Origin of the sequence: Bradyrhizobium sediminis (assembly GCF_018736085.1) — a bacterium.
In the GTDB taxonomy this organism is placed as follows: Bacteria; Pseudomonadota; Alphaproteobacteria; order Rhizobiales; family Xanthobacteraceae; genus Bradyrhizobium; species Bradyrhizobium sediminis.
This window is the reverse complement of the sequence record NZ_CP076134.1, coordinates 5,534,711-5,554,208: the sequence shown is the minus strand read 5'-3', so window position 1 is coordinate 5,554,208 and position 19,498 is coordinate 5,534,711. Positions and strand designations below refer to the sequence as shown.

General features: G+C 63.3%; 21 protein-coding genes. 14 read left to right on the top strand and 7 right to left on the bottom strand.

The annotated features are described in order from the left end of the window. Positions 1–1,226: 1,226 nt before the first annotated feature. Positions 1,227–1,493, bottom strand: a complete 267-nt coding sequence (gene rpsT / locus KMZ29_RS26550; RefSeq protein ID WP_215604133.1) for a 30S ribosomal protein S20 — start codon at positions 1,491–1,493, stop codon at positions 1,227–1,229. Between the two features lie 348 nt (positions 1,494–1,841). Here rpsT and KMZ29_RS26545 point away from each other — a divergent pair, with 348 nt between their 5' ends. From KMZ29_RS26545 to KMZ29_RS26530, 4 genes are all read left to right on the top strand, one after another. Further along, positions 1,842–2,159 (top strand): hypothetical protein, encoded by a 318-nt coding sequence (locus KMZ29_RS26545; RefSeq protein ID WP_215621928.1) that lies wholly within the window; start codon positions 1,842–1,844, stop codon positions 2,157–2,159. A gap of 178 nt (positions 2,160–2,337) precedes the next feature. Then, positions 2,338–2,994: a peptide-methionine (S)-S-oxide reductase MsrA gene (gene msrA / locus KMZ29_RS26540; protein WP_215621927.1), complete on the top strand. Its 657-nt coding sequence runs from the start codon at positions 2,338–2,340 to the stop codon at positions 2,992–2,994. Between the two features lie 116 nt (positions 2,995–3,110). After that, entirely contained in the window at positions 3,111–3,854 is a 744-nt protein-coding gene (locus tag KMZ29_RS26535) for a polysaccharide biosynthesis/export family protein (RefSeq protein WP_369810058.1), read from the top strand. 155 nt (positions 3,855–4,009) lie between these two features. Next, positions 4,010–5,020, top strand: a complete 1,011-nt coding sequence (locus tag KMZ29_RS26530; protein ID WP_215621925.1) for a Bug family tripartite tricarboxylate transporter substrate binding protein — start codon at positions 4,010–4,012, stop codon at positions 5,018–5,020. 162 nt (positions 5,021–5,182) lie between these two features. On the opposite strand, the gene KMZ29_RS26525 is transcribed toward KMZ29_RS26530, so the two are convergent. The 3 genes from KMZ29_RS26525 to KMZ29_RS26515 form a co-directional block, all read right to left on the bottom strand. After that, a complete protein-coding gene (locus KMZ29_RS26525; RefSeq protein ID WP_215621924.1) occupies positions 5,183–5,854 on the bottom strand; it encodes a dienelactone hydrolase family protein in 672 nt (223 codons plus the stop codon). A gap of 74 nt (positions 5,855–5,928) precedes the next feature. Beyond that, a complete protein-coding gene (locus KMZ29_RS26520; RefSeq protein WP_249779981.1) occupies positions 5,929–6,219 on the bottom strand; it encodes a hypothetical protein in 291 nt (96 codons plus the stop codon). Positions 6,220–6,281: 62 nt separating this feature from the next. Next, the gene (locus KMZ29_RS26515) at positions 6,282–7,070 is read right to left on the bottom strand and encodes an alpha/beta fold hydrolase (protein WP_215621923.1); all 789 of its coding nucleotides are present in this window, start codon (positions 7,068–7,070) and stop codon (positions 6,282–6,284) included. 328 nt (positions 7,071–7,398) lie between these two features. Here KMZ29_RS26515 and KMZ29_RS26510 point away from each other — a divergent pair, with 328 nt between their 5' ends. The 4 genes from KMZ29_RS26510 to KMZ29_RS26495 all read left to right on the top strand — a co-directional run bounded on the left by KMZ29_RS26510 (position 7,399) and on the right by KMZ29_RS26495 (position 13,426). Beyond that, complete coding sequence (locus tag KMZ29_RS26510; protein WP_215621922.1) at positions 7,399–7,890, top strand: (2Fe-2S)-binding protein; 492 nt, start codon at positions 7,399–7,401, stop codon at positions 7,888–7,890. Then, positions 7,887–10,187, top strand: coding sequence for a xanthine dehydrogenase family protein molybdopterin-binding subunit (locus tag KMZ29_RS26505; RefSeq protein ID WP_215621921.1), 2,301 nt, complete (start codon positions 7,887–7,889; stop codon positions 10,185–10,187). The genes KMZ29_RS26510 and KMZ29_RS26505 overlap by 4 nt, the downstream gene beginning before the upstream one ends. A gap of 612 nt (positions 10,188–10,799) precedes the next feature. Next, a complete protein-coding gene (locus KMZ29_RS26500) occupies positions 10,800–11,324 on the top strand; it encodes a hypothetical protein (protein WP_215621920.1) in 525 nt (174 codons plus the stop codon). A 1,007-nt stretch (positions 11,325–12,331) separates the two neighbouring features. Then, positions 12,332–13,426 (top strand): HD-GYP domain-containing protein, encoded by a 1,095-nt coding sequence (locus KMZ29_RS26495; protein ID WP_215621919.1) that lies wholly within the window; start codon positions 12,332–12,334, stop codon positions 13,424–13,426. Positions 13,427–13,552: 126 nt separating this feature from the next. Here KMZ29_RS26495 and KMZ29_RS26490 read toward each other — a convergent pair whose 3' ends face one another. Together KMZ29_RS26490 and KMZ29_RS26485 are read right to left on the bottom strand one after the other, a co-directional pair. Next, entirely contained in the window at positions 13,553–15,139 is a 1,587-nt protein-coding gene (locus KMZ29_RS26490) for an AMP-binding protein (protein ID WP_215621918.1), read from the bottom strand. Between the two features lie 232 nt (positions 15,140–15,371). After that, on the bottom strand, positions 15,372–15,788 hold the full coding sequence (locus KMZ29_RS26485) for a VOC family protein (protein WP_215621917.1): 417 nt from the start codon (positions 15,786–15,788) through the stop codon (positions 15,372–15,374). Between the two features lie 136 nt (positions 15,789–15,924). Here KMZ29_RS26485 and KMZ29_RS26480 point away from each other — a divergent pair, with 136 nt between their 5' ends. The 6 genes from KMZ29_RS26480 to KMZ29_RS26455 all read left to right on the top strand — a co-directional run bounded on the left by KMZ29_RS26480 (position 15,925) and on the right by KMZ29_RS26455 (position 19,162). After that, positions 15,925–16,899 (top strand): Bug family tripartite tricarboxylate transporter substrate binding protein, encoded by a 975-nt coding sequence (locus tag KMZ29_RS26480; RefSeq protein ID WP_215621916.1) that lies wholly within the window; start codon positions 15,925–15,927, stop codon positions 16,897–16,899. A gap of 90 nt (positions 16,900–16,989) precedes the next feature. Next, positions 16,990–17,250, top strand: coding sequence for a DUF3551 domain-containing protein (locus tag KMZ29_RS26475; protein ID WP_215621915.1), 261 nt, complete (start codon positions 16,990–16,992; stop codon positions 17,248–17,250). Beyond that, on the top strand, positions 17,138–17,401 hold the full coding sequence (locus KMZ29_RS26470; protein ID WP_215621914.1) for an SRPBCC family protein: 264 nt from the start codon (positions 17,138–17,140) through the stop codon (positions 17,399–17,401). The genes KMZ29_RS26475 and KMZ29_RS26470 overlap by 113 nt, the downstream gene beginning before the upstream one ends. Positions 17,402–17,425: 24 nt before the next feature. Further along, positions 17,426–18,163: a DUF899 domain-containing protein gene (locus KMZ29_RS26465; RefSeq protein ID WP_215621913.1), complete on the top strand. Its 738-nt coding sequence runs from the start codon at positions 17,426–17,428 to the stop codon at positions 18,161–18,163. A gap of 49 nt (positions 18,164–18,212) precedes the next feature. Beyond that, entirely contained in the window at positions 18,213–18,572 is a 360-nt protein-coding gene (locus tag KMZ29_RS26460; protein ID WP_215621912.1) for a DUF1428 domain-containing protein, read from the top strand. Positions 18,573–18,709: 137 nt separating this feature from the next. After that, the gene (locus tag KMZ29_RS26455; protein WP_215621911.1) at positions 18,710–19,162 is read left to right on the top strand and encodes an aminoacyl-tRNA deacylase; all 453 of its coding nucleotides are present in this window, start codon (positions 18,710–18,712) and stop codon (positions 19,160–19,162) included. A 14-nt stretch (positions 19,163–19,176) separates the two neighbouring features. Here KMZ29_RS26455 and KMZ29_RS26450 read toward each other — a convergent pair whose 3' ends face one another. Then, a complete protein-coding gene (locus tag KMZ29_RS26450) occupies positions 19,177–19,377 on the bottom strand; it encodes a hypothetical protein (RefSeq protein WP_215621910.1) in 201 nt (66 codons plus the stop codon). Positions 19,378–19,498 lie beyond the last annotated feature (121 nt).

The window sequence follows — 19,498 nt, the reverse complement described above, 5'->3', positions numbered from 1 at the left end:
TTCCGACGACTTTTCTAATGGGAGTAAATTTTGGCTAGCGAAACCGCCGTGCGGGTGCTCCGCGCGGCGTGACCTCAAGCGAGACTTCGTCTCCAGGCATAGACCGGCCGTTCGGCGAAACGCCGTCTGGCAAAATCAGAGCTGGAAAAGAAGTATTCGCGAGGTCAGCGCGTACTCGACGGTCTGTCCGGAGTGCGCGCGGGGGGCCGCGTACAGGCAATGTCCAAAGCAGCCAATACGTCATCGGTGGAGATTGGCATTTGATCGACTACAGCGATGATCCCGTTAAGCATACAGCCTCCCCCTCTCGCCTTGATTGCTCACGGCGAGTTGTCAGTTTACGCGTGTTTCAAATTCAGTCGGCAACGCCTGAAGCCGAAAATCGTTCAGACGCGATACCGCTTCGTTCAGCCCGTTTGTCTTAACCCGTCCTGAGGCTTCGCCCTGCGCATTGCTCGGTTGACCGGTGCGTATCTCTCTCTCGTTCTAGGCCAGCGAAACAACGAGTGCCTCGCCTTGAGAAATTTCGACACAGATCCACATTCCCCATATCGCTATGAGGGTTTACCCGACAATCGCTTGGAAAGCGTCGCCAACGCGCACACCGCCGCCGATTTGCACGTCCGCCCCGTTTCTTAAACCGCGCTGGTCTGAAGAGCCGTGGGCGCCGCGAACGTACTTAGAGATACATCATGGCTTGTTTCCCGCAACGAAAATGATTCACGTCGCGAGGCGAAAAGATCGCTTCGCGTTTGCGAAATCACGCGGCAGATTTTCTGGAAGGCGGCAACGTTTTGAATCTGTGCGGAGATTCGAAATGCAGAAGCGCTGTGACATTTCTGACAACCGCGCCAAATAAATTCATAATTCGTTTAAGGTTGGGCGAGGCGAAAATGAATTTTCAAACAACCTGCCGCCACTATGCCGATAAGTGACTACGCAAGCGCCATTTTTTTTGCTCGTCGGAACAGGGTAACCCGCAAAGCGCTTCGCGTTGCGTCGCGGCGTCGCGATTGCTTTTTCAAAAGCGTGGCCGATCGCTTGATCTGCATCAAACCGGCGCTCGCCCTCGCGAACTTCCCAGAGTCTGCCTTCCTACATAGGGCGCCAGTAAAACTACGGGACGCCCAAGAGTTTCGCCAAGGCGATTGCGCAGAACGGCACGTACGAAAAAGAAAAAGCCCGGCGGGGCCGGGCTCTTTGACGAATATCGTTTTCGATCAGTTTTACTTCGCGAGCTTTGCGATCTGATGCGCGAGCCGCGAGACTTTTCGGCTCGCGTTGTTCTTGTGAATGATGTTGCGCTGCGCTGCCTGCATCAGTTCCGGTTCCGCGCGCGTCATCGCCTTCAGCGCCGCATCGCGGTCGCCGCTCTTGATCGCTTCTTCGACGGTACGTACCGCGCCGCGCATCTGGGTGCGGCGCGACTTGTTGATAATGGTGCGGCGGGCAATCTTGCGCGTCGCCTTCTTGGCGGAAGTGGTATTGGCCATGTTCTCAAATATCCTTCGGCGGTGACCGATCGCAGCGGGCCAGAGCCTGCCAAACCTTCAACTGCATGATCGACGCGGGGTGTCTTCCAGTGTTCCCGAGAATGCCGTTTTCGAAAGCCAATATGCTCTCACGACGGCGCCGCTCAAAGAACAGCGGCGGCGGGATTGCGCCCGCCGCCATTGCCGGTCTTATAGAGGGCGCGCCTGGCAGCGTCAACGCTTTCCGGGCCCGGCCGGGCCGGCGGGCCCGGCGCGGAAGCACGGATAAGGTGCTGAAGGTGTTGAATTTCCTGGGGGCGCCCGTTAATGCCTGACTGCGTTCCGGGCGCGACAGAGATAAGGTGACGCATGATCCGCGGTTTCTTCCGACTTGTGGGGCTGCTGCTGCTGGCCGGCGGATTTATCTTCATGGTCTATGACGGCGCCCGCTGGGTGGCCGACCAGACCCTGCAATTCACCCGGTTCGGGCAATTCTGGAACGATATCCATCAGTCCAGCCAGCAGGCATTCCGGGCCTGGGTCGAGGGCGTGGCGCCCTGGCTCTGGACCAGCGTCGTCAAGGTCATCCTGGACCAGCCGGTATTTGCCGTGATGGGCGTGCTGGGTATTCTCCTGATGCTGCTGTTCCGGCCGCGCAAGCCGCTGATCGGCTATTCGCGGAGTTGACCCGCGGAAAGCCGATCTGGGAGACCTGATCCCGCGGGCGCTGAAGGCGTTGCCGCGGTTGTGTTCGCAGCCCCGGCGTAACGAGGCTATGGCCGCCGGCGTAAACGCCTATACTTGAGACGATATCAGAGACGCACACTGTTCCCACGCGTTTCAGCATTCCGCCGGGAGGTGACCGATGTTTTTCATGCGCAAGACCACAGCACTGCCGAACGCAGCCGAGGCGCTGCCCGGCCGTTCGCAGCCGATCCCTACGGCCAAGAGCCATTTCGTCAATGGCCGCCAGCTGCAGCCGCCTTACCCCGCAGGACTGGAGCAGGCGGTGTTCGGGCTCGGCTGCTTCTGGGGCGCGGAGCGCAAGTTCTGGGAGCTCGGTGATGGCATCTACACCACGGCCGTCGGCTATGCCGGGGGGCATACCCCAAACCCCGGCTATGAGGAGGTTTGCTCGGGCCGCACCGGTCATACCGAAGCGGTGCTGGTGGTGTTCGATCCGAAGAAGATTTCATACCAGCAGCTCTTGAAGACGTTTTGGGAGAGCCATAACCCGACCCAGGGCATGCGTCAGGGCAATGACGTCGGCACCCAGTATCGTTCCGCGGTCTACACCTTCGGCGACGCGCAGCGCAAAGCCGTCGATGCGTCGAAGGCGGTCTACCAGGATGCGTTGACGGCAAAGGGCCTCGGCACCATCACCACCGAGGTCGCACCTGCAGGCGCGTTCTATTTCGCCGAGGACTATCATCAGCAATATCTGGCCAAGAATCCGGCCGGCTATTGCGGGCTTGGCGGCACCGGCGTGTCGTGTCCGATCGGCGCGGGCGTCAGCGCCTGAAGGGATCGCAGCAGCGGAAAGCCGTTTTTCGGCTTTCCGCCCCGGCCGCCGAAAAACCATTTGTTAACCATAACCGGTGCAAGACTTTAGCTGTCTCGCTATGAGGGATGGCTCCGGTGCGGGTTGCGCGCGCGTTTCGATTACCGATCACTGCCATCATGACCGCGCTCGCTCTGACGGGCTGCATGCGCACGCAGGGACCCGTCGCGGTGGCGCAGCCCGGCGATCTCGATTCCATGGCCTACGGCCAGCCCAACAATCCCGCTCCGCCGGTCGTCGCCGCCGATGCCGGCGGCGGCGCGATCGCCGCGCTTCGCTCGAGCTTTGCCGCGGCGCCCGTGCGCGCCTACGCACCGGTTCCGGTCGTCTATGCGGCAGCACCCGCGCCGGTGGTTTATGACGCGGCCTATCATCTCGACGCCGGCGACAAATTGCGGGTCGTGGTCTACGGCCAGGAAGGTCTCACCAACACCTACGCGATCGACGCCGGCGGCTCGATCACCATGCCGCTGATCGGCGCGGTGCCGGCGCGCGGGCGGACGCCCGCAGGTCTCGCCGCCGAGATCGCCGCCAGGCTACGCAACGGCTATATCCGCGAGCCCTCGGTGGCGGTGGAGGTCGAAGCCTACCGGCCGTTCTTCATCCTCGGCGAAGTCGCGGCCCCCGGCCAATATCCCTACGTGCCCAATATGAGTGTCGAAAGCGCGGTGGCGATCGCCGGCGGCTTCTCGGCGCGCGCCCGCCGCGATCGCGTCACCCTTACCCACACCGACGCTTCCGGATCGATGCGGACCGTGGTGCCGCTCGGCACCGCGGTTGCCCCCGGCGATACCGTGCTGGTCGGCGAGCGCTGGTTCTAGGCTCCTCCGGACGATCTTCGGCGCGCGTCGGCGCAATCCTGCTGCGTTGGAACCGTGCTTCAAACCGTGGCCTGGCCATGTTAACCGACCCGGACGAGTCGCGCCCTGCGCCTCCTGTTCACAGAATCTCCATCCATCGAATCAAAAGAAAGAAAATGATGAAGCTCCGTCCGCTCAATAAGGTTGTGCGCGCCGCGAAGGCGTCGGTGGTGTTGGCTGTTGTCGCCGTGATTGCCTCGTCGGCGTGCTCGCAGCAAGCGGCGGCGCAGTCTTATCCGGACCGGCGCATTACGTTCGTCGTACCCTATCCCGCGGGCGGTGCGACCGATGTCTCGGCCCGGTTGCTCGCCACCAAATTGTCCGACGCGTGGAAGCAGACCGTGGTGGTGGAGAACAAGTCCGGCGCCGGCGGCGTGATCGGCAACGATTTCGTCGCCAAGGCGCAGCCCGACGGTTACACCGTGCTGATCGGCATTACCCAGCTCATCCAGGCGCCGAGCCTCGTTTCGAAGCTGCCGTATGATGTCTTCAAGGATCTGGCCCCGGTGACGCAGGTCGCCCTGTCGCCGATCGTTCTGACGGTTCCCGATGCGCAGCCGGTCAAATCGCTGAAGGAGCTGATTGAACTTGCCAAGGCCAATCCCGGCAAATTGCCCTACGGCACATTCGGTAATGCAACGACGTCCCACCTGTACGGCGAACTGCTCAAGAAGACCGCCAACATCGACATGAACCACGTTCCCTATCGTGGCTCGGCTCCCCTGCTGAACGACTTGCTGGGCAATCAGGTAACGGCGGCCTTCGTCGACCTGACCACGGCCGGGTCGCAATTGAGCGCGGGCAAGGTGAGAGCGCTGGCGGTCGGCGGCGAGGCGCGCAAGCGCCAGCTGCCCGACGTGCCGACGCTCGCCGAACTCGGTTTCCCCGGCTTCGAGGCCGAAGGCTGGGTTGGCGTCTTCGTGCCGGCGGCAACGCCCAAGGATATCGTCGCCAAACTTTCTGCGGAGCTGGCCCGCATCATCGCTTCTCCCGAGGGCGTGGCGGGATTGCAGGCGCTCAATCTGGTGCCGGTGGGTGGTTCGGCGGAAACGTTCGAAGCCGTGCTGCGCCGCGATCATGCGCGGTGGGCCAATGTCGCAAAAGCCGCCGGCGTCAGAGGCGAGTGATCCGGCGCGCAGCGCCGGTGACACGGTGCTGGTCGGCGAACGCTGGTTCTGAATCCACTCACTTGTCATGCGCGGACTTGATCCGCGCATCCATCGTCTGCGCCAGCAGACCAAACTCATTTCGAAGAGGATGGATTGCCGGGTCAAGCCCGGCAATGACGACTAGCGCAAATGCTTACCGAGGAACGCCATGCTGCGCGGCCAGGCGATATCGGCGCTGGTCTTGTCGTAGCTTGCCCGCTCGTCGCAATGAAAGCCGTGCTGTGCGCCCGGATAGACATGGATATCGACGTCGGGCCGCTTGGCCCTGATGGTCTCGACATCGCTGAGGGGGATGCCGGCGTCCTTCTCGCCGAAGTGCAATTGCGTCGGCACGTCAGGCTTGTCGTCGGCGAAGCGGACGATGGCGCCGCCATAATAGCCGATCGCCGCCGACAGGCCTGACAGCTTGGTGGCGGCGGCATAGGCGATGCTGCCGCCGAGGCAGAAGCCGACGATGCCGACCGGGCCGACATTCCTGACGGCGTCGATGGCGGCCTGGGTGTCGCGCAGCATCGACGCCCAGTCGGGATTGGCGATGAATTTTCGCGCGTTCGCAATCTCATCGGGCGAATAGCCGCACTGGAAATTGCGCTCGGTGCGGTCGAAGATCGACGGCGCGATGGCGACATAGCCCTCGGCCGCGAGACGGTCGCAGACCGCGCGGATGTGGTGATTGACGCCAAAGATCTCCTGGATCACCACCACGGCCGCCTTGGGCGCGCCGGCGGGGTCGGCGCGATAGCCGCCGAGTTGAAAATGGTCCGAAGCCGTCAGCTCGATGTCTTGTCCCACGGGGCATCCCTTTGTTGCGGGTTGATCTTGTTGGCGGGTGTGCGAGGAGAGGAGGGAGATCTCCGGCCGGTCCGCTATTGCCACATCCAGTTGCGGCCCCAGTCGCCCTTCCAGCCGGCCAGCCGGCCGCCACGGAATTGCAGATAGAGCCGGTGGCGGTGTGGGAACAAGCCGCTGCCGCCGAAGTCGCGGAACGCCAGGTAGATTTCGTTACCCGGCCGGCCCTTGATGTAATTGAGCGGGACGCCGAGAGCCCGCGCCGCATCCTCGGCGTCCATGCCGAACACCAGCGGCGTATTGTTCGACAATGTCGCGGTAAAGGGCGGCGCGTAGGGACCGCCTGTCGGCGGCAGGGTCTGCGCCATTGCGGGAACGGCCGTTCCGCCCAGCACGGCAACGATCGACAATGCCGCCGCGACAATTATCCTCATGACGCGACCTCTCGCGCCGCCTTGGCCTCGAGGCTGTCGAGGAACGGCAATACGGCTTCGATGAACGCCTGCGGCTGGTCGATGTTGACGGCGTGGCCGGCGGCCGGGATCACCACCTTCCTGGCGCCGGGAATCTTCGCCGCCATGTAGTCGGAGGCTGCGAGGAACGGCGTGTCGTCGGCGCCGACCACGACCAGCGAAGGAACCCTGATGTCAGGGAGCGATTCGATCACGCGGGCGTCGCGCTGGGTCAGCATGCCGCGCGCGGCGCGTGCCAGCCCCGACGCGTCGCGATGGCTCGCATCGGCGCGTTCGCGGCTGAACGATTTCAGCACGTCGAGGCCTTCGCGCTCGAAACGGTCGCCGGTTTCGTGGGCGCGCCTGTTCCAGGCATCGCGGGCATCGTCCTTCTTGAAGCCCGGTCCGGTATCGATGATCAGCAGCGCGCGCACCCGCTCCGGATGCGCGCGATAGAATGCGAGCGACATGTACCCGCCGAGCGAAAGCCCGCCGACGATGGCGCTGGAAGCGCCGACCTCGTCGAGCAGCGCGGCCATGTCGGCAACCGTCGCAGCTTCGCTGTAGGCGGACTGGTCGTCGGGATAGCCGGACCGGCCGTGGCCGCGCATGTCCCACAACACGAGCCTGTGGTTTTTCGACAGCGCCTCGATCTGGCCCTGCCACATCTCGCCGGTCGACGAATAGCCATGGGTCAGCAACAGCGTCGGACCGGAGCCGTGGACCTCGTAATGGATTTCGACCCCGTCACGTCTGAGTTTTGGCATCGCGATTTCCTGAATGTCTCTTGTGAACTTACTCTAGCGCGATCCGTTCGCCGAGGGGAAATGCCCAATTCCAGGAGCGGCGGCTGGCGCGCTCGCCGGCGTGGGCAGCGGATCTGATCGACAAATTTGCGACCGGTCGTTGCCGCAACGCACAACCGGCGAGCTGAAATATTTTCTCGCCACTCAATTCCAAATTGCATTTGCCTCCCGATGGGAACGCGATCATTCTGCCGGCCAAGGTCGGCATCGGCCCGGTGGGTGTCAGACCATAAGCCAACATGTGAGTTGCCGCCGTAAGCGGCTTCATGCACCGGCAGGGGAAGAGACCATGCCTAATCTCAACATCAACGGGCGGAATATGTCCGTCGAGGCGGCTCCCGATACGCCGCTGCTGTGGGCCATCCGCGAACAGCTGCAGATGACCGGCACGAAATTCGGCTGCGGCGCCGGCCTGTGCGGCGCCTGCACCGTGCACGTCAACGGCGAGGCGGTGCGCTCCTGCCAGACTTCGCTCAGCGACGTCGCCGGCAAGAAGATCACCACCATCGAGGGCCTCAGCGCCAAGGGCGATCACCCCCTGCAGAAGGCCTGGATCGCCGAGCAGGTTCCGCAATGCGGCTACTGCCAGTCCGGCCAGATCATGCAGGCGGCCTCGTTGCTCGCCAGAAACCCCAACCCGAGCAAGGAAGAGGTGGTGGCGCACATGGACGGCAATCTCTGCCGTTGCATGACCTATTCGCGGATTCAGAAGGCGATCATGCGTGCGGCCTCCGAAATGCGCACCGCCTCCAACGCCGGAACCGAGCGGAGGGCAACATGAATACGCACGTGAAAGTCGCCTCACAGGAAGCCGCCGATCTCAGCCGCCGCTCGTTCCTGGTCGGATCCGCCGCCGCCGGTCTCGCGCTCGGCTATTCCGCCGTTCCCGGCCTGCTTGGCGCCGATCGGGCGCTGGCCGCAGCGAGCAATTTCGATCCCAGCGTCTGGTATTCGATCGGGCCGGACGGGCTGGTCACGGTTACCTGCGGCAAGGCCGACATGGGCCAGCACATTGCCTCGACCATGGCGCAGATCGTCGCGGAAGAACTCGGCTCGAACTGGAAGGACATGCGGGTTCAGCTCGCGTCCAACGATCCGAAGTTCAACGATCCCGTGCTCGGCGCGCAGATCACCGGCGGCAGCTGGAGCACGATGATGAACTTCGACGCCATGAGCCGCGCGGGCGCGGCGGGGCGCATCGCATTGACCGAGGCCGCGGCCGTGGCGATGGGCCTGCCGCCATATTTCAAGGACGAACTGGTCGTCCGGGACTCCGTCGTTTCACACCCGAAATCGAAGAAGTCGATGACGTTCGCGGAAATCGTCAAGAGCGGCAAGATCACCAAGACCTTCACCCCCGACGAGCTCAAGGCGATCAAGCTCAAGACGCCCGACCAGTACACCATGATCGGCGTCTCGGTGCCGCAGCTCGATATTCCCTCGAAGACCAACGGGTCGGCCAAATTCGGCATCGACGTCATGCTGCCGGGCATGGTGTACGGCAAGATCGTCACGCCGCCGGTTCGCTACGGCGCCACCGTCAAATCGGTCGACGACGGCGAGGCGAAGAAGGTGCCGGGCTTCATCAAGGCCGTCATCCTCGACGACAAGACCGCGACCACGACTGGCTGGGTGGTGGCGGTGGCCAACACCTATGCCAACGCCCGCAAGGCCGCGGACGCGCTGAAGATCGCCTATGACAGCGGGCCCAACGCCAAGCTGTCGAGCCAGTCGCTGCTCGACGAGGCCAAGCGGTTGCAGGCCCTCGACGACTCCGGCCTGTTCTTCGTCAAGGACGGCGATACCGCGGCCGCCTTCGGCACGGCGGCCAAGGTGCTGGAGGCGGAATACACCACCAGCATCAACATCCATGCGCCGCTGGAACCGATGAATGCTACGGCGGAGCTCAAGGGCGATATCTGGCACATCTATTCCGGCAACCAGTTCGCGACGCGCTCCGGCGCGATCGCCGCAGGCGCCGCCGGGGTCGATCCCAAATTCGTCGTGATGCACCAGATGTGGCTGGGCGGGGGCTTCGGCCGTCGTCTCGACGCCGACATGATGGTGCCCGCGGTGCAGGCGGCCAAGGCCGTCGGCAAGCCGGTCAAGGTCATCTACTCGCGCGAGAACGACATGACCATGGACTTCTCGCGCCCGCTGACGTTCCAGAAGATCAAGGCCGGTCTCGACGGCGACGGCAAGCTGATTGCGATGAACCACGACGTGGTCTCGGCGTGGCCGACCAAGCGCTGGGGCATCCCGGATTTCCTGTCGCCGTCGGTCGACAAGAAAGGGGCGCTCGATTCGTTCACCGTGAACGGGGCGGATTTCTTCTATTCCGTGCCCAATCACAACGTCCGCGCCATCCTCAACGAGATGGCGCACAACGCCACCCCGTCGGGGCAGTTGCGGTCGGTCGCGCCTGGCTGGACCTTCTGGGCGGTCGAAAGCATGATCGATGAACTCGCTCACGCCGCCGGCAAGGATCCCGCGCAATACCGGATCGCGCTCTTGGACGGCAAAGGCAAGAACGACGGCGGCGCGCAGCGCCTGCGCAACACCCTGCTCGCCGCGATGGGCATGGCCGGCTACGGCACCAGGCAGCTGCCCAAGGGCGAGGGCATGGGCGTCGCCTGCGTCTCGTCGCAGGAGAGGGCGACCGCGAGCTGGACCGCGTGCGTGGCCCATGTCGCGGTCTCGCCGTCAGGCGAGGTCAAGGTCAAAAAACTGACCGTGGCGACCGACGTCGGCACCCAGGTGCATCCCGACAACATCCGCGCCCAGGTCGAGGGCGCGGCGCTGTGGGGACTGTCGCTTGCGATGTACGAGAAGGCGACGCTGAAGAACGGCGGCATCGAGCAGGCCAACTTCGACACCTACAAGCCGCTGCGGATGTCCCAGGTGCCGGAAGTCGCGGTCAACGTCATCGCCAACGGCGAGAAAGCCACCGGCGTCGGTGAGCCCGCGGTGACCGTGGTCGCGCCCGCGATCGGCAACGCGATCTTCAACGCCTGCGGCGCTCGCGTCCGCTCGCTGCCGATCACGGCGGAGGCGGTGAAGGCGAATATGAAGGCGTAAGTAGATTGCGTCGTCGATGACAACGATCCGCCGGGAGCTCTGCTTCCGGCGGATCTTTTTATGACGACCAAGCTAAACAGCCGTCATTGCCTGCGACAAACGCGAAGCGTTTGCGCAAGGGAGCCTTTGCTGCACGATGGATTGCTTCGCTTGCGCTCGCAATGACGGCGTTGGGCATCTGTGCCAGCCCGTAGCCCGTAGGATGGGTTGAGCAGTTGCGAAACCCATCTTCACGCCTCCACGCCTGAAGGCCGCTCGCGAACATCCCGCGCACGTCGAGTGATGGGTATCGCTGCGCTCCACCCATCCTACGGCCTTTTACTCGTAGCCGGTGGACTGACGATGTCCGTAGCTGGGGGCGGAACGGACCTTCCGGATACGACCGCTGACTTCCTAAAATGACCCATGAGCGACATCGCCGGCGTGGTTCAGAGATAAAATGACCGCCAACCGACACTGCCCAAACCTCGCTTCTGTGTTGCAAGAAGGCTGGAGAAACGCGAGTATTCACTTCGGTTCGTGGGTCATCTGGAGAATTTCGGTCAAGGGCAAATCCAGATGTAAACTTTTGGAAGGCTCGGCCTCCACGGCGGACTGATGGGAGCATCGATTATGCGATTGCGTCACTGCCTGGCCATCTTGCTGTTGGCACTCGTAACCGCGTTGGCGAATGGGGTTGCCGCTGATGCCGGGCAGACCGTCGAGACGGAGGAGGGTATTGCCTACGCCCTTCCGGATGGCTGGTCGTTACAGTGGTTCAGCAAGAGTAACGGTTCTACGATGTTTATCCATAAGCCGTCGGGCGCGAACCTGCTTGTCAGCCGCCGGGGCATCGCGGGCAAAAGACCTGATCCCCATGCCAACAAGCTGCCGCTCGCCAACGGCCGCACCCTCGAATGGCAATACAGCACAGTCGAAATGCCCGGTTCTTATACGCGCCATTTCCTGGTCGGACGCATGTCGTTTCCAGACGCCCATATCGAGATGTCGGTAACCAGAGACGACATGAAGAGTCGCGTACCGGAGAAGATCGGGCTACCGGCTATGCGCCAGATTGCTCAAACCGTTTCCATCACCGGGCCTCGACGCTGCTTGGGCAGCGACTGCAAGTTGGGCGTAGTCAAGGACGACAAGTGAAAAAGAACTCACGCCTTCACCATCATCGCAGTTGCCCATGATGGGCTTAACGGCTCAACCCATCCTGCAGGTCCTTCGCTCGCACTCCTCCTGCTGGGCCGTAGCTGCGACAAATCAAACCGACGGGCAAATCTTCGCTTTCTCTGTCGGGCAAATCACTTCTAGGACTCCCGCCATCCTGTCCCCGAGGAAGGGGCGTTGGCCATCGTCACCGAACGTTGGGATGGGATGCGGTGGACGCGGCGGCATCGTGCGCGCGATGGGATGGCAGGGCGGGCTTTACGGTCCGTGAGCGGTCACAGGACGTGCTGACGAGCGGTGCCGAAGCGTATGGCGAAGTCGTGTGGTCCTGACAGCCTCTGGGTTGGCGTCAAGTCCTTGCGGAGGCGAAGCCGGCCCAACCGGGCGTCAGGCCAGCCATCAATCCGCGGGGCGACGGTGACAAACAAATCCTGATCGCCGGGGAGAGCGCGCTATAAGCCGTAAAGCCATTGCGCAGGGAATGTCGGAGTGCCTCCGCTGAACCTGTATGCTCGTGTGCGTCTTCTTTCGTGCATTTTGCACACGAGACCGCGGGTGCAGCGCGCATCCGGCATTCCCTGCTCCCTCATGTTTGAGGGACAACGACACGCAAACCTCGGGCAAAATCGTGCCGCGAGAACGCGAACGCATATCTGCTGTTTGAAATTCGAATCGGAAAATAGGTTTCGTCGTCCCGGACAAGCGAGCTAGCGAGCGCTGATCCGGGACCCATACGCCGCGGCGGTCATTATTGTGTGCGCTGGTCGACGACCTTCTCTCAACCACTCGGGCCGGTGATTATGGGTCCCGGCTCGGAGGCCGGGACGACGTGGTGAGAGACCGGTGCCGGGCGTCATGCCCATCGCGATCGCTAAATATTTAACGTCCGCGATCTCCCGGCATTCACCACACCCCTTAAGCCCCGGGGAACCCGTTGTCAGGTAGCTTCTGCTGTCGGTCACAACCGCGCCAGTCAACGAGGATCCATGACAGCCCCAGCCACCCAGTCATCGCCCAAACGCCGGCTGCTGCTGGCGTCGGATCGGAGCGACCAGAGCAACGAACTGGCCAGCATTCTGCAGTTGGTGGGTGAGGTCGATACCGTCCCGACGTCGGATATTCCCGACCAGCCCAGCCAGTTCGCCGGCATCGTGGTCGACATCAACCTGCGGTCGCCCGAGAGCGTCCAGATCATCCGCAACAAGCTGCGCACCGAGGCTTACCGCCCGATGCCGCGGCTGTTCGTTCTCGCCGACGCGCTGCATCACGGCTCGATGCAGGCCTGGGCGCTGGGCGCAACGGATACGATATCGCGGCCGTTCGACGCGCAGGCCATTCTGCAGCGCATCCGCGCCGCGTTTCCCGACAGCCATGGATTCGACGCGTCGGATCGCGGCAAGGCCCTGAACCGGGGCGTCGAGGCCGCGCATGCGGTGATGGTCAAGATCTTCGAGAAGCTTCCGGCGGGGGTTCCGCTGAAATTCAGCGACATCGTGGCGGCCGAAAACAGGATTCTCAAGGCCATCAGGCACTCTTCGTTGCGCGAATGGCTGACGGCCGTCGGCTGCCATCACAACGACACCTACCGCCATTGCCTCTTCGTCACCGGCTTTGCCGTCGCCTTCGCTCAGCATCTCGGCATGCGCGAGGACGACCAGCGCCGCCTGGCGCGGGCCGCCCTGTTGCACGATGTCGGCAAGGCGTTCATCCCCGTGGCCATCCTCGACAAGCCGGGACCGCTGACGGAAGAGGAAATGGCCGAGATGCGCAAGCATCCGCGCCGCGGCTATGACGCGCTCGCGGCCGAAGGCGGCTTCCCGCCGGAGATGCTGGACGTGGTCCTGCACCATCATGAAATGCTCGACGGGTCAGGCTATCCGAATGGCCTGCACGATAACCAGATCAGCGACATCGTGCGGCTGACGACGATCATGGATATCTACGCGGCGCTGGTGGAGAAGCGGGCCTACCGGCTGCAGCATACCCACGCCGAGGCGTTCGCGATGATGGAGCAGATGGGGGACAAGGTCGACCAGCACCTGCTCCAGGCGTTCCGCCCGATCGCGTTCGGATATTATTGAGGGCCAGACTGAGTACCGCAGCCCCGCCGTCATTGCGAGCGAAGCGCGGCAATCCATAGGACCGCAAGGAAGAATGGATTGCTTCGTCGCTACGCTCCTCGCAAGGACGGGTGAGGGAGCGCAACTTCACCCCAGCATCTTCCGCAGCTCCGCCTTCGCCACCTTCTCCAGCGTCGAGCGCGGCATGTCGTCGACGAAGCGGATTTCGCGCGGCACCTTGAAGTCGGCCAGCGCGCCGCGGCAGGCGGCCATCACGGTGTCGTGCAGATCCTTGGGCGCGCCTTCGACACCGGCCGCCGGAATGATGAACACGACCGGCACCTCGTCGAGCATCGGGTGCTTCTTGCCGACCACCGCGGCCTCGCGCACGCCGGGCACCACCGCGATCACCTGCTCGATCTCGGAAGCCGCGACATTCTCGCCGCCGACCTTCAGCATGTCCTTGGCGCGGTCGCCGAACCTGATGAAGCCGTCGTCGAGCAGCGTGACCCGGTCGCCGGTGATGAAATAGCCGTGCTCGTCGAAGCTTTCCCGCGTCGCCTTTTCGTTGTGCAGGTATTCCTGGAACAGCGACAATCCGGGAATGCCCTTGATCAGCAGGTTGCCGGTGTCGCCGACCTTGGTCGCGGAGCCGTCATCGCCGGTGATGCGGATCGCATATTCCGGCGCCGCGCGGCCGATCGACATCGGAATATTGGGTTGGTCGACCTCGCCGACGATGCCGTGGGTGATGGTCTCGGTCATGCCCCACCAGCCGATGATCTTGATGCCGAAGGCGGCGAACGGCGGCGGATCGTTGATCGCCGAGCCCCACAGCCGGAACTTGTGATGCTTCGGGATCTCAAGTTCCAGCAGCGCCTTCATGCAGAACGGGATCGTCGAGGTCCAGGTGCAGCCGTGCTCCAGCGCCACGCTCCAGAACCGGCTTGCGGAAAACCGCGGCTGGATCACGCAGGTTCCGCCGACCCACAGGCTCGCCAGCATCGAATAGGCCAGCGCATTGGTGTGGAACAGCGGCAGGTAGGTATGATGCACGTCGCCCTGATGCAAATCCTGGTGCGCGGCGTTGATCTTGGCGCCCCACAGCGCATTGGCGTGGGTCCACAGCACCGCCTTCGGGCGGGACGTGGTGCCGGAGGTGTACTGCACGCTGCACGGCGCGAGCGGATCGGTTGAGCGGCGCGGCCGGTCGGCGCTGTCGGCGAACAGCGCCTCAAAGCTGTCGCTGCGCCCGGGGCTCGAGCCTTGCGCCGGGCTAGCGCCGGCGTCGTGCGATATCACCGCCATCCAGCGCAGGTTCCGGCAATGCGCCGATACCATCTCGGCATAGGCCGGCTGCGTGATCGCGGCCACCGCGCCGCAATGACCGGCGAAATATTCCATTTCCGCCGGCGCCGAGCGGGTGTTGGTAGTCACCGCAATGGCGCCGAGCTCGACGCAGGCGAACCAGGCCAGCATCGCCTCGATGCAGTTGTCGAGATGGATCAGCACATACTCGCCGGGCTTGATGCCGCGCGCGGCCAGCCCCGCGGCCAGCGCGCCGACGCGGTCGTGAAATTCGCCGTAAGCCCAGATCCGCGCCGGCGCATCGAACGGCGCCCAGATCAGGAACGGATGGTTGCGCCGCGTCCCGGCCCGCATCCGTAGCAGCCACGGTACGTCAAGTCCCGCGAATGGCCCGACGATGCCCGGCGCTGCCTGTGAATTCCGCATCAGATCCTCCCGCGCAGCCTTGCCGGCTGCTTTCAACTGTTGTTGCTTGGGAGCCCTTCTGCCACCGGATCGGGCGCGGGGCAAATCCGCAATTGCGGGGCCGATCGTCCCTATCGTCATTGCCTGCGACAAACGCGAAGCGTTTGCGCAAGGGAGCGCAAGCGAAGCAATCCATGGCCCTTGCTCGGCCCTTTGGATTGCTTCGCTTGCGCTCGCAATGACGGGGAGGGGCCTAAGCCTCTCGCTGATACGACGAAATCTCGATCAGGCTGCCGTCGGGATCCCGGCAATAGACCGATTGCAGCGTGCCGCGGGCGCCCTGTTTCGCAACCGGACCTTCCTCGATCGCGACGCCGCAGGCCTTGAGATGCGCGACCACCTGTTCCGGCGTGCTCGCGGTGAGAAAGCAAAGGTCGTCGCTGCCGGCGGTTTCATGGTCCGCGGTGAACCATTCGACCTTGTCGGCGTCCAGCGGCCGCACGTTGATCTTCTGGTTTCCGAACACCAGCGAGGTCCGCGGCGTCTTGCCCGGACCGGGATCGAACACCTTGATCTCCATGCCGAGGATTTTTCGGTACCATTCGGCCGAGCGCGCCACATCCGCGACATTGATCACGATATGATCGAGCGCGGTAACCTTGACAGCCATGGATTATCCTTTCGCCGCGGTCCGGCGCGCGCCGCCGCTACTGGTCGCCTCACGCTTTGTTTGTTACAACGCAAGCCGTTGTCAATTCAACAGATGCGGACCGCGCGACACGACGCGGCCGCCGGGAGAAAACTGCATGGCCTCACGTCGCACCGCTATTTGTCTGATCGCAATGGGTATTTCGGCAATCGCTTCGATCGGCAGCGCCGCGGCGCTGGATTATCCGACCCGGCCGGTGCGCTGGGTGGTCGGTTATCCGCCGGGCGGAGCGACCGATATCATTGCACGCCTGCTCGGCCAGCGGCTGTCCGAGCGGCTCGGCCAGCAATTCGTGATCGAGAACAAACCCGGCGCCGGCAACAACATCGCCACCGAGTCGGTGATCAAGGCCGATCCGGACGGCTACACGCTTCTGTTCGTCAATCCCGCCAATTACATCAACGCCTCGCTCTACGGCAACCTGAAATTCAACGTCGTTCGCGACCTCGCGCCGATTGCGGCGTTCAATCGCGTGCCGAACGTGATGACGGTCAACAAGGACGTGCCGGCGAATACGGTGGCCGAGTTCATCGCCTATGTGAAGGCCAATCCGGGCAAGGTGAACCTGGCGTCGTCGGGCAACGGCACCTCGGTGCATCTGTCCGGCGAGATGTTCATGATGATGTCGGGCGTCAAGATGCAGCACGTTCCCTACCGGGGCTCCGCGCCCGCGCTCACCGACCTGCTCGGCGGCCAGGTCCAGGTGATCTTCGACAACATGCCCTCGATCCTCCAGCATATCCGCGCCGGTTCCGTGCGCGCGCTGGCGGTGACCTCGACGGCGCGGTCCTCGCTGTTGCCCGACGTGCCTGTTCTCGCCGACACCGTTCCCGGCTACGAGGCGAGCGCGCTGTTCGGCGCGGCCGCCCCGAAGAACACGCCGAAGGAAATCATCGAGAAGCTGAACAAGGAGATGAACGCGGTGCTGGCGGAGCCCGCGATCAAGGCGAGGCTGATCGAACTCGGCGGCGAGCCGCTGATCGGTACGCCGGAGGCGTTCGGCAAGATGATCGTGGCCGAAACCGAGAAGTGGGAGAAGGTGGTCAAGGCCGCCGGCGTGCACGTCGATTGAGGCGCGGCCGGAACCCTCCGCCGGGTCGCGATGTTTTGAAAGCGAGGCGGCCCGGCAGCCGGTATAACCGACGCAGGAGGAGATCCGATCATGCGCAATGCAAAATGGGCAATGCTGGTTTTGCTGGCCGCTGGCGCCAGCACGATGGCCGGCTCCACGCCCGCCGCCGCGTACGACTACCCCTATTGCATTCAGGGTGGCGGCTGGGGCGTTCCCGGCGACTGCTCCTACCGGAGCTATGCCCAATGCATGGCGGCCGCTTCAGGGCGGCGCGTCTATTGCAACATCAATCCGCGCGTCGCCTTCGACCGGCAGCGGCGCGGCCGGCCCGATCCGAACTACCGATACTGAGGCGAGCGGTCGACGGATATCACTGAAGCCCGACGGTGCCGGCACGTGGCTTACGCTGCACCATGAACAATTTTTCGACGAAGCCGCGCGCGACGGCCACCAGCGCGGGTGGAACGACATCCTCGGCAGGCTCGAAAGATATCTCGCCTGATTTACCCCGTGACAGGAGCCGGCCATGCAACCGCACAAGATCGTCTCGCGCGAGGAGTGGATCGAAGCCCGTAAGGTGCATATGGCGCATGAGAAGGAATTTACGCAGGCGCGAGATCGCCTGAGCGAAGAGCGCCGCGCGCTGCCCTGGGTCAAGGTCGACAAGTCCTATGTGTTCGACGGTCCCGCGGGCAAGCAGACCCTCGCCGACCTGTTTGCCGGGCGCAGCCAGCTCGTGGTGCAGCATTTCATGTTCGCGCCGGACTGGACCGAGGGCTGCAAGAGCTGCTCGTTCTGGGCCGACGGGTTCGAGCGCATGATCCCGCATCTGGCCGCGCGCGACACCACGCTGGTGGCGATATCGCGCGCGCCGCTCGCAAAGCTTCAGGCCTTCAAGCAGCGGATGGGCTGGACCTTCGACTGGCTGTCGTCGGGGGACAATGATTTCAACTACGACTACGCCGTCTCATTTACGCCCGACCAGATCAAGTCAGGCGCCAAGGTCTATAATTTCGGAACCAGCGGCTTCGGCATCGAGGAAGCCCCGGGGATCAGCGTGTTCTTCCGCGACCAGGCCGGCAACATCTTCCACACCTATTCCTGCTTCGCCCGCGGCCTCGACATGATGAATGCCGCCTACCACTACCTCGATCTGACACCGCTCGGTCGTCACGAAGAGGGATTGCCTTATCCGATGGACTGGCTGCGGCTACGTGACCAATACCAACCGGCGCCGGTTCAGGCATCCTGCTGTCATGGCTGAAGACGCTTCGGCGTCGTCATTGCGACGGGAAACAACGAGGAGAAAACCCATGCCCTATGTCGACGGCTTCATCGTCGCGGTTCCCAAAAAGAACCTCGCGGCCTATCGCAAGATGTCCACCAAATGCGGCAAGGTCTGGCGCGAACACGGTGCGCTGGATTACCGCGAATGGGTCGCCGAAGACGTCAAGGTCGGCAAACTCACGTCGTTCCCGCGCGCGGTCAAGCTGAAGCCCAATGAGACCGTAATCTTCTCCTGGATCACCTACAAGTCGCGCGCCCAGCGCGACAAGGTCAACGCCAAGGTGATGGCTGATCCGCGGCTCAAGAACATGATGGACCCGAAGTCGGTGCCGTTCGACGGCAAGCGGATGATCTATGGCGGGTTCGAAAGCCTGGTCAAAGTCTGAGCCGCGTACCGCCGCGCGGAATTCTCAAGACTGCGGATAACTGGCCGCCTGCGCTGGACGAGCGCGGCGACGGCAAGCTACTTACGACTCATCGACCGCGCACAAAAGCAAGAACCGTTGCGGTCCAAGGCGTCGGCGTGAGCATACAGGTTGCTATTCTGAAGGTATTGGCCAGTCACGACAGCGGTCGAACCACGCTCGCCTCACTCAAGAGAGACATCGTCATCCTCACGGCAAGCGGCGCGGACTGGAACGCGCGGATGAGGCGTCTTGCCTCACGGGTGCCCGCGATCGATATTTTCGGTTGCGGTTATGTGCTGCGCGACGCTGAAGGATGGCAAATCACCGAGGCCGGCCGGCAATTCCTGGCCGCGCTCGAAGCCGTGACCCAGGATAACCAGCCGCCGCTACCGCAACAGCGTCCGGCTGATATCGCCGAGGCGGCCGGACCACCGCAAGGCGCGCTGATCGTGATCGGCCACCGATTCAAGAGCCGGGTGGACCGACACCACGGTGCGGCCTCGCAAGATGCCAAGGCGTTTCCGGGCAAGCGGGATGTCCGCTCGCGCGAAGAAAACGCGTCGAAATGAGGTAACGGGCGCGCCTACGCGGCGGCGGACCCGGTCCGCTCGCCGGCGATGGCGCGATCGATCGCGTCGATCAAGGCCTGGATCTCGATGAATTTGGACCGCGCCCGCTCCGCCTTGTCGCGGTCGAACGGGGCGGCCAGCGTCTTGGCAAAGGCATCGCGGTCATCGACCATCCGCTCGCGCGCCTTCTTCAGCGTCTCAAGTCGCTCGCTCATATCGGCTTCGCTTTCTGTCGGCCTGCAGATGCGACCGACGAAATTGGCGCACCCGACACGATTCGAACGTGTGACCTTTGCCTTCGGAGCAATCTAACCTGCCCATCCGAAAAACGCGATA

Bases quoted from the DNA above. Each gene is read 5' to 3' on its own strand.
- rpsT (WP_215604133.1), bottom strand. From the start codon at position 1,493: ATGGCCAATACCACTTCCGCCAAGAAGGCGACGCGCAAGATTGCCCGC.
- KMZ29_RS26545 (WP_215621928.1), top strand. From the start codon at position 1,842: ATGATCCGCGGTTTCTTCCGACTTGTGGGGCTGCTGCTGCTGGCCGGC.
- msrA (WP_215621927.1), top strand. From the start codon at position 2,338: ATGTTTTTCATGCGCAAGACCACAGCACTGCCGAACGCAGCCGAGGCG.
- KMZ29_RS26530 (WP_215621925.1), top strand. From the start codon at position 4,010: ATGATGAAGCTCCGTCCGCTCAATAAGGTTGTGCGCGCCGCGAAGGCG.
- KMZ29_RS26520 (WP_249779981.1), bottom strand. From the start codon at position 6,219: ATGGCGCAGACCCTGCCGCCGACAGGCGGTCCCTACGCGCCGCCCTTT.
- KMZ29_RS26515 (WP_215621923.1), bottom strand. From the start codon at position 7,070: ATGCCAAAACTCAGACGTGACGGGGTCGAAATCCATTACGAGGTCCAC.
- KMZ29_RS26510 (WP_215621922.1), top strand. From the start codon at position 7,399: ATGCCTAATCTCAACATCAACGGGCGGAATATGTCCGTCGAGGCGGCT.
- KMZ29_RS26505 (WP_215621921.1), top strand. From the start codon at position 7,887: ATGAATACGCACGTGAAAGTCGCCTCACAGGAAGCCGCCGATCTCAGC.
- KMZ29_RS26500 (WP_215621920.1), top strand. From the start codon at position 10,800: ATGCGATTGCGTCACTGCCTGGCCATCTTGCTGTTGGCACTCGTAACC.
- KMZ29_RS26495 (WP_215621919.1), top strand. From the start codon at position 12,332: ATGACAGCCCCAGCCACCCAGTCATCGCCCAAACGCCGGCTGCTGCTG.
- KMZ29_RS26490 (WP_215621918.1), bottom strand. From the start codon at position 15,139: ATGCGGAATTCACAGGCAGCGCCGGGCATCGTCGGGCCATTCGCGGGA.
- KMZ29_RS26485 (WP_215621917.1), bottom strand. From the start codon at position 15,788: ATGGCTGTCAAGGTTACCGCGCTCGATCATATCGTGATCAATGTCGCG.
- KMZ29_RS26480 (WP_215621916.1), top strand. From the start codon at position 15,925: ATGGCCTCACGTCGCACCGCTATTTGTCTGATCGCAATGGGTATTTCG.
- KMZ29_RS26475 (WP_215621915.1), top strand. From the start codon at position 16,990: ATGCGCAATGCAAAATGGGCAATGCTGGTTTTGCTGGCCGCTGGCGCC.
- KMZ29_RS26470 (WP_215621914.1), top strand. From the start codon at position 17,138: ATGCCCAATGCATGGCGGCCGCTTCAGGGCGGCGCGTCTATTGCAACA.
- KMZ29_RS26465 (WP_215621913.1), top strand. From the start codon at position 17,426: ATGCAACCGCACAAGATCGTCTCGCGCGAGGAGTGGATCGAAGCCCGT.
- KMZ29_RS26460 (WP_215621912.1), top strand. From the start codon at position 18,213: ATGCCCTATGTCGACGGCTTCATCGTCGCGGTTCCCAAAAAGAACCTC.
- KMZ29_RS26450 (WP_215621910.1), bottom strand. From the start codon at position 19,377: ATGAGCGAGCGACTTGAGACGCTGAAGAAGGCGCGCGAGCGGATGGTC.